The organism is Polynucleobacter sp. 35-46-11 (assembly GCF_002281105.1).
This window is the reverse complement of the sequence record NZ_NCFJ01000085.1, coordinates 1-7,993: the sequence shown is the minus strand read 5'-3', so window position 1 is coordinate 7,993 and position 7,993 is coordinate 1. Positions and strand designations below refer to the sequence as shown.

Below are 7,993 nucleotides of genomic sequence, written 5' to 3'. Positions count from 1 at the left end.
ACTTGAAATTACCGCCCGCAAATCCCGGCACCATTGTTGAAGAAGCTGCCAATGAGCAATGGGCTGACTTTGACTATGCGCTGAAAGAAAATTTCAAGCGCTCAAATGATGCGTGGTCCTGGTTTCTAGGCAAACCTCTAGTTCGCCCAACTTAATTTGCGCTAGGCGCTCCGCGCAAAATCCAGCCTGTCAATAAAGATACATCGGCATCGCTTAACTTCGCATTTGCTGGCATAGGCACAACACCCCAAGATCCAGAGCCACCTTTAATAATTTTGTTTTTTAAAAACACAGTTGCACCAGGGTCATTCGAATATTTCTTTGCAATCGCCTGAAAACTTGGTCCCACAATTTTTTTATCTTTTGCATGGCACCCTAAGCAAGCACTTTGTTTTGCAAGTGCGAATGCCTTTGCATCATCCGCGGTCGCACTTGCAGAGAAAATTGAGAGGAGGGTGGCGAGCAAAAAAAATTTCACATCTGATCTCAAAAAAAATTTTCTGACTTACTACCAAAACATCTTACTGCTTTGGAGCAGAGTTAGGCTGAGACTCATCCGCCTTGCCTTGTTTTTCTAGGCGCACTTTTTCTGCCTCAGAAATAATATCGAAATAGGCGTAAACATCTTTTACACCGTCAGCGTTGCTTGCTACTTTCTTGGCAATTGCTGCTTCATTTTGCGTCAGAATTCCCATCAAATAAACGCTACTACCTTCAGCAACAATCGCCATCGAATTGGATGGCAGCTTATCGGTAAAAATCATTTGTGTTTTGATTTTGGATTCAAGGAAAGTATCGTTCGCGCGAGCTGTATAAGAGCTATTTGGTCCAATGATCAATTCATTAAAAACGGAACGCGCATTCTTCATCGCCTTTACATAAGCACCAGCCTGGCCTTTAATATCGGCATCTTTCACCTCGCCAGTTAACAATACCTTTTGATTGAATGAGGTGACATTGATGTGCGCATCATCGCCATAACGTTTGGACAGAGCATTTCCTGCCTCCAACTCAATACCCTTATCGATTGCCTGAACTGCTGGCGTACGACGATCAGCCATAACACTCGCGCCTGCCACAACACCACCAACAGCCAACACTCCGCAACCAGATAAAAATGATGCAATCAAAAGTGCAGCAAAGAGTTTGATGGTGGGTGTATTTCGCATGTAAGAACTTTCTAATTAGTGAAACTATTAATCAAGCAATAAATGGTCTACGCCATCACATAGCGCGTGAAGTAAAACTAAATGCGTTTCTTGAATACGTGCAGTACGAGTGGAGGGTGCACATAGATGAATATCATCCGCATCCAATAGGCTTGCAATTTTTCCACCGCCATTACCAGTCAGGGCAATAATTTTGATCCCCATTTTTTTTGCAGCCTCAATAGCCTTCACTACGTTTTTTGAATTTCCTGAAGTAGAGATGCCAATTAAGATGTCGCCTTTTTTTCCAAGGCCGCGTACTTGCTTGCTAAAGATCTCGTCATAACTGTAATCATTTCCGACTGCGGTCAAAATTGAAGTATCGGTTGTCAATGCAATCGCAGCTAACTCTTGTCGCTCTCTCTCAAAGCGACCAATCAACTCGGCAGCAAAATGTTGTGCGTCCGCAGCTGATCCGCCATTGCCGCAAGCCATCACTTTTCCACCGGCACGCAAACAGTCTGTCATAGCGACTATGCCGCGCGCAATTTGCTCTGGAAGTATTTTTTCAGCTTCTTGCTTTACTGCAATGCTGTCCAAGAAATGTTGGGATGCGCGAGCGCGAAGCCGTTCAAGGGTATCTTTATCCATCACATTATTATGCGCCAAAGTAAGCACAAGATGTCTAAGCTGCCCCCGAATTCAAAAGAGACGTATGCTCTTAGCTATCGAGATCTCTTTCACAAAGATTGCCCTATGGAATTAAGCTCCTTTGACTTTTTAAAACAGCAGGATCTTCCTGCGGGAGCCCTGTATATGGTTGCCACCCCTATTGGTAATTTAGGGGATATCACCTTACGCGCGCTGCACGTCCTAAATTCCGTGGATGGTATTGCCTGTGAAGACACTAGGCATAGCGCGCCCCTGCTTCAACACTTTGGGATTCATAAAAAATGTGTCGCCCTGCATGAGCACAATGAAATTGCTGGCGCTCAAAATATTATTGAGCATCTTTCTCAAAACGAACGTTGGGCCTATGTTTCAGATGCTGGCACTCCAGGCGTTTCTGACCCAGGTGCACGCCTGGTAAATGCGGTTCAAAAAGCAGGCTTTCGAATTATCCCCATACCCGGTGCTAGCGCAGTATCTTCTGCCATCTCTGCCAGTGGCTCAGTAATGCTGCCATCGGAAGGACGCTTTCAGTTTCTCGGCTTCTGGCCCAACAAAGCAAAAGAGCGAAGCACGTTCATCAAAGACATTCGAAGTAATTCAAAGGCAAGCATTTTTTTTGAATCGCCACATCAAATCCGCGAAACGCTGATGATGATTAACAAAGAGCTGGAACCAGAACGGCAGATACTGGTGGGCAGGGAGCTTACTAAAAAATTTGAGCAACTCGTCACACTCACTGCTGCAGATGTTCCCGCATGGCTTGATAAAGCAGAAAGCCTCAAGGGTGAATTTATTGTTTTGGTAGCTGGCCGCCAGGCTAATGCCGATGAAGCCCCAGAGCACTCCACGCTATTGGTGTGGGCAAATGCTCTAAGCCCTTATTTAGGTAGCAAGGAAATTGCCGCTGTACTCGCACAAACTCTAGGGCTGAGCAAGAAAGATGCCTACCAGGTTGCGCTTGATGCTAAAGGCCAAGCTGATGGACAATAAAAAAGCTGGCAGGTAGCCAGCTTTTTCGAATGTGCTAAAAATTATTTAGCGGCAGGGGGATTGGGAGCCTTAGGCTCTGGCAATGTACCACCAGCAGAATTTGCCAAGTAGGCTACAGCGCGGCCCAATTCATAATCACTAATATCGGCTGGACTCGCTCCACCTCTGGCTGGCATTGCACCTTTGCCTTTGACTACTGAGGTCAATAAGCCGTCATAACCCTTGCCTAGACGAGCGCTCCAAGCGGCAGTATCGCCAAACTTCGGTGCACCAGCAGCACCACTTGCATGGCATGATGCACAGACTGCCTTATATACCTGCTCACCAGTTTGCAACTCACGCGGCTTGCTAGCATCTTTAAAGTTTAATTTTGCAACGGGTTTAATCAATACCTCGGCAGATGCTTCAGCATCCGTACGCTTGCCGTTATTTACAAACACCATTAGTAACAAAATAATAATCAGTGGCACAAAAAAGCTAGCAAACACCATGATGATTAGTTGTTTAGGGGACTTAATTAGGTTGCCGTGCGCTTCGCTCATAGGACTTTTATCGTTTGACGGGTTGAAAGGTTACTTTGCCGTGATTATAACGAGACCGGGAGGGTATAGGCACTTACAATGGCGTAGTTAGCGAATTTCCTACTGGCGCCCGTAGCTCAGTGGATAGAGTATTGGCCTCCGAAGCCAAGGGTCGCAGGTTCGATTCCTGCCGGGCGCACCAAAACACGGGGGTTTTTGACCTATATCATGCGTAAATTCGTGAAAAAGGCTATCATTTGCACCTAACTTATTGATTCTTATCATGTCAAATCACATAAATCCAGCACTCTCCGAACCATCTATGGCCAATCCTTTGGCCCCTGATCTTCCATTGCCGCATCGTAAAGTCATCCGCAGCTGGCTAATCCCAATGGCTGAAGGGCAAACAGCAAAGGCAATCGCGCTTCTGGTTTTGGACGCAGCTTTGTGGCTGGGCTGTATTGCTGGGACTATTTTTGTTGAAAGCATTCTGATCAAGATCATCTTGGGCTTAGTTGCTGGCTTCGTTACTGGTCGAATCTTCATTTTGGGTCATGATGCCTGCCACCAAAGCTACACACCACACCGCGAACTCAATAAAGTCTTGGGTCGTATTGCATTCTTGCCGTCCTTAACCCCATATAGCTTATGGGATGTAGGCCACAACGTGGTTCACCACGGGCAAACCAACCTCAAGGGCTTTGACTTCGTCTGGGCCCCTCTATCAAAAGCCGAGTTTGATGCTCTGCCTGCATGGCGCAAAGCTCTAGAGCGTCTTTACCGTAGCGGCTGGGGTCCAGTTTTCTATTACCTGATTGAAATCTGGTGGAGACGCGAGTACTTCCCAAATGCTAAAAACAAGCCAGGCGATCGTCCAATTTTCCTGAAGGACAACCTGTTGGTGACTGGTTTTGCCATAGTTTGGATTGCTTGCCTCATTGCTGGCGCCCTTGCCACCGGTCAATCAGTTTGGCTTGGCCTGATCACCGGCTTTGCTATTCCCTTCTTATTCTGGAACGGGATGATCGGCTTTGTGGTTTATGTTCACCATACCCATCCAAAAGTTTCTTGGTATGACAAGAAATCCGAGTGGTTGCGTGCCCAGCCTTTTGTGTCCACTACAGTTCATCTGACCTTTAACTGGGTTTGGGGCTCTTTGATGCACCATATCATGGAGCACACCGCCCACCACGTAGATATGAGCGTTCCCCTATATCGCCTCCAAGAAGCCCAAAATACCCTTGAAACCATCCTTCCAGAGCGTATTTTTGTTCAAAAGTTCTCTTGGGCCTGGTATTTCGATACAGCCCGAAAGTGCAAGCTGTATGACTTTGAAAATAAGGCTTGGTTAGATTTCGATGGCAATAAAACGGCTGATTCAGTCCGAGTTGTCCTGAGCCCAGCCCCAGCGGGACAAAACGGGTAAAATAGATCCTCTGTACAAGATTTGGCTTACCCGGATTGCCCATGACTACCTCGACTCCAGCTGCTACCCAAGAAACCTCACAGAGCCTTAAGTTTTGCTCTTCATGCAGTCGCGAAAAGCGCCTAGAAGGTGGCACCTGGATTCCGACAAGCAATCGGAAGCAACGTTGGATTTGCGCCAGCTGTTTATACAACCGCACGCATCGCACCGGTTCAGCAAAAGCCTAACTCTCAATTAGGCTTAACCAATTCAAACCTGATCAATCCCCAACGTAGGGGTTCGTTTGGCGCTCTTTGCCAAATGTTGACATAGGTCCATGACCAGGAACAAACTGCACATCATCACCTAGTGGCCACAATTTTGTCTTAATGGCATTAATTAAGTCGGCATGATTACCACGCGGGAAATCTGTTCTGCCGATTGATCCAGCAAATAAAACATCGCCAACTAAAGCCAAGCGATCTTCTTTATCAAAGAACACAATATGGCCTGGCGTATGGCCCGGACAGTGCAGCACTTGCAAATCAACATTACCAACTTGTACATGATCGCCATCCTCTAACCAGCGAGTAGGCAAAAATGCTTTTGCATGCCCAAATCCAAAGCGTATAGTTTGCTCAGGCAATTGATCTAGCCAAAACTGTTCATCAATTTGTGGGCCTTCAATTGGTACGCCCAGTTGATCAGCTAAGTCCTTGGCTGCAGCACAATGATCTAGATGGCCGTGAGTTAATAATATTTTTTTAACCGTACCGCCCAGTTGTTTAACGCCATCCAAAATCTTGTCTATATCTCCACCAGGATCAACTACCGCTGCATCCCCTGTTTCTTGACAAACCAAGATTGAGCAGTTTTGCTCGAATGGAGTAACGGGCACAATTCCTAATTTGATCGGCATAAATGAGAAACGCTTAAAGTTATTAGCCACTGGTTGATTGCAAAGACGCTAGAATACATCTCACAGGATACACAATGAAAACTCAAGACACATTTAAATTTGCAGAAACGCATGAGTGGGCTAGCATCGAAGATGATGGACTAGCTTGGGTTGGCATCAGCAATCATGCCCAAGAATCTTTAGGTGATGTCATGTTTTTTCAAGCGCCAAAAGTTGGGCAGCAAGTGAAGCAAGGCGAAGCCATCGCAGCAATAGAGTCCGTTAAAGCGGCGAGTGATATTCATGCGCCTATTAGTGGCGAGATCGTTGCATTGAATGACTCAATGGATTCCAGTCCAGAGTTGGTGAACGAAAATCCTTATGCGGTTTGGCTATTTAAAATTAAGCCAACAACAGAATCTCTGACTGTCGATCTAAATGCCTTAATGTCTCTTGCGCAATATGAATCTGGCCCAGGCGCCTAAATACTAATAGGGTCTCGCTCTACGAGCCAACGAATGCGGGATGCCTTACTGATTCTTCCGGTGGATTCTTGGCGCAAATCTTGATCAATCATTTCAAGGGCCTCTTGTAAAGTCTTGCGATTGACTGACTCAATTAATAACTGGGCGCGCTCTGAACCAGCCACTCGCATGACCGGCTTGGGCACGGGATCATAGACCTTCAGTTCTTTTGTAATCATCCCTCGACTTTTCATGCGAGTCTTCAGTTCATTCAAAAACTGAATCGCTTTATCTAGACTTTTTCCTTCCGCATGAATGAGGGCTTGATAAGAGTAGGGCGGTAACTTTGCCTCTTCACGCTCGCTTGCAATAAATGCTAGAAATCCATCGACATCGTGTCTAAGTAAATATTGAAACACTGGTGACTCGGGGTACTGAGTCTCGATATAAATATCGCCACCAGAATCAGTACTACTGCCAGATCTACCTGCCCGACCAGCCACTTGAACTAACTGCGCAAATAATCTTTCTGCAGCTCTAAAGTCCGCTGAATACAGTCGACTGTCTGAATCTAATACTGCAACTAATCCAATATTTTGATAATCGTGCCCCTTGGCAATCATTTGAGTGCCAACAACAATATCTACATTGCCATTATGTATTTCCTGAAAGAGTGCCTCTGCTCCCTTACTCTTTCTGCTTGAGTCTGTATCGACCCGCAGCACTTTAGCTTGCGGCCACATTTCCTCTATTGCATCTTCTAGCTTTTGCGTTCCATGACCAAGCGTTTTTAAATCGGCATTGCCACAATCTGGGCAGAACTGAGGAATGGGTTTAACTAAGCCACAATGATGGCAACTCAACACTGGTCTTTTCCCCAATGCTCCTGCCTTATGCATCACGGTGTAGGTAGAGCATTGTGTGCACTTTGACAGCCAATTGCAGGCAGAGCAACTCAGTACGGGAGCATAGCCCCGGCGATTAATCAAAATTAAGCTCTGCTTTTTTTCACCCAAAGTCTTAGTAATGGCACTTGCTAGCGTCTTACTAATAAGGCTTTTTTCCTTGGTTGCACCTATATCGCCTGGACTAAATTGATTTTGTGGATCACGCGTATTTATCAAGTGGACGCTGGGCAAGCTTGCGCCCTGGGCACGCTGATCCAGTCGAATATATTCATAGCGACCAGATTGAGCAGCAAGCCAGGTTTCTAGTGATGGTGTTGCAGTAGATAAAAGGATGGGAATTTTTTGATCATGCGCTCGCCATATTGCTAAATCTCTTGCTGAGTATCGCGTACCATCTTGCTGTTTATATGACGGGTCGTGCTCCTCGTCGACTACGATGGCACGTAAGTTTGGCATTGGCGTTAATGCTGCCAATCTTGTTCCTAAAATGATTTTCGCCTTGCCCGTCATTGCTTCATACCAAGCAACGCCTCTTTTCTTTTCACTGACACCGCTATGCAGTACAGCCATTTTTTTATCTGGGAAGTAGGCCTTCACGCGCCTCTCAAGTTGCGGCGTTAAATTAATTTCTGGCACTAGCAACAGCACTTGTGCGCTTTCATCATGCAAGATGCTTGCTAGCCAATTCAAAAATACGGCAGTCTTTCCGCTGCCGGTCTGACCCTGCAACAGGATTGCTCTAAATTGATCTTCTTTTTCATGATTTGCTAATAACTCTTGCAAAGCATTCTTTTGGCTTGGATTTAATTGTTCTTGGGTTATCAATCCCTCTGCAAGTACATCAAGCTTTTTTTTACTCTTTTCGGCTGACTCTAGCTTCTCGGGAATTTTTTCCCAGTTATCAGCCTTTTTCCACATCTGCGGAATAACCGGCAAGATGGTTTCTCCCAGCGCGTGGATATAGTACTGGCTTGCAAAATTCATCAG

The 7,993-nt window shown here is 45.9% G+C and carries 10 protein-coding genes and 1 tRNA gene; 5 read left to right on the top strand and 6 right to left on the bottom strand.

The window, feature by feature from the left end; translation table 11 throughout:
- Nucleotides 1-151 precede the first annotated feature (151 nt).
- Genes B7Y67_RS08085 through B7Y67_RS08075 form a run of 3 tightly spaced genes read right to left on the bottom strand, consistent with a single transcriptional unit; the run spans nucleotide 152 to nucleotide 1,799 of the window.
- On the bottom strand, nucleotides 152-478 hold the full coding sequence (locus B7Y67_RS08085) for a c-type cytochrome (RefSeq protein ID WP_293598195.1): 327 nt from the start codon (nucleotides 476-478) through the stop codon (nucleotides 152-154).
- A 43-nt stretch (nucleotides 479-521) separates the two neighbouring features.
- Nucleotides 522-1,169: a BON domain-containing protein gene (locus B7Y67_RS08080; RefSeq protein ID WP_215302337.1), complete on the bottom strand. Its 648-nt coding sequence runs from the start codon at nucleotides 1,167-1,169 to the stop codon at nucleotides 522-524.
- Nucleotides 1,170-1,196: 27 nt separating this feature from the next.
- The gene (locus tag B7Y67_RS08075) at nucleotides 1,197-1,799 is read right to left on the bottom strand and encodes a phosphoheptose isomerase (RefSeq protein ID WP_293598194.1); all 603 of its coding nucleotides are present in this window, start codon (nucleotides 1,797-1,799) and stop codon (nucleotides 1,197-1,199) included.
- Between the two features lie 105 nt (nucleotides 1,800-1,904).
- On the opposite strand from B7Y67_RS08075, the gene rsmI reads away from it, so the two are divergent.
- A complete protein-coding gene (gene rsmI / locus B7Y67_RS08070; RefSeq protein WP_293598193.1) occupies nucleotides 1,905-2,810 on the top strand; it encodes a 16S rRNA (cytidine(1402)-2'-O)-methyltransferase in 906 nt (301 codons plus the stop codon).
- 41 nt (nucleotides 2,811-2,851) lie between these two features.
- Here the strand turns inward: rsmI and B7Y67_RS08065 are convergent, their stop codons facing one another.
- A complete protein-coding gene (locus B7Y67_RS08065) occupies nucleotides 2,852-3,352 on the bottom strand; it encodes a c-type cytochrome (RefSeq protein WP_215302334.1) in 501 nt (166 codons plus the stop codon).
- A 105-nt stretch (nucleotides 3,353-3,457) separates the two neighbouring features.
- On the opposite strand from B7Y67_RS08065, the gene B7Y67_RS08060 reads away from it, so the two are divergent.
- From B7Y67_RS08060 to B7Y67_RS08050, 3 genes are all read left to right on the top strand, one after another.
- Nucleotides 3,458-3,533 (top strand) — tRNA-Arg (locus B7Y67_RS08060).
- Nucleotides 3,534-3,722: 189 nt separating this feature from the next.
- Nucleotides 3,723-4,757 (top strand): fatty acid desaturase, encoded by a 1,035-nt coding sequence (locus B7Y67_RS08055; RefSeq protein ID WP_215303683.1) that lies wholly within the window; start codon nucleotides 3,723-3,725, stop codon nucleotides 4,755-4,757.
- Nucleotides 4,758-4,798: 41 nt separating this feature from the next.
- Entirely contained in the window at nucleotides 4,799-4,984 is a 186-nt protein-coding gene (locus B7Y67_RS08050; protein ID WP_112202563.1) for a hypothetical protein, read from the top strand.
- A gap of 32 nt (nucleotides 4,985-5,016) precedes the next feature.
- On the opposite strand, the gene B7Y67_RS08045 is transcribed toward B7Y67_RS08050, so the two are convergent.
- The gene (locus B7Y67_RS08045; RefSeq protein WP_215303681.1) at nucleotides 5,017-5,649 is read right to left on the bottom strand and encodes an MBL fold metallo-hydrolase; all 633 of its coding nucleotides are present in this window, start codon (nucleotides 5,647-5,649) and stop codon (nucleotides 5,017-5,019) included.
- An 80-nt stretch (nucleotides 5,650-5,729) separates the two neighbouring features.
- Between B7Y67_RS08045 and gcvH the strand changes: the two genes are divergently transcribed.
- Complete coding sequence (gcvH, locus tag B7Y67_RS08040) at nucleotides 5,730-6,119, top strand: glycine cleavage system protein GcvH (RefSeq protein WP_293598192.1); 390 nt, start codon at nucleotides 5,730-5,732, stop codon at nucleotides 6,117-6,119.
- On the opposite strand, the gene priA is transcribed toward gcvH, so the two are convergent.
- Nucleotides 6,116-7,993 (bottom strand): primosomal protein N' (gene priA / locus B7Y67_RS08035; protein ID WP_293598191.1); only part of this gene is annotated, 1,878 nt, incomplete at its 5' end. The two genes, gcvH and priA, sit on opposite strands and share 4 nt — an antisense overlap.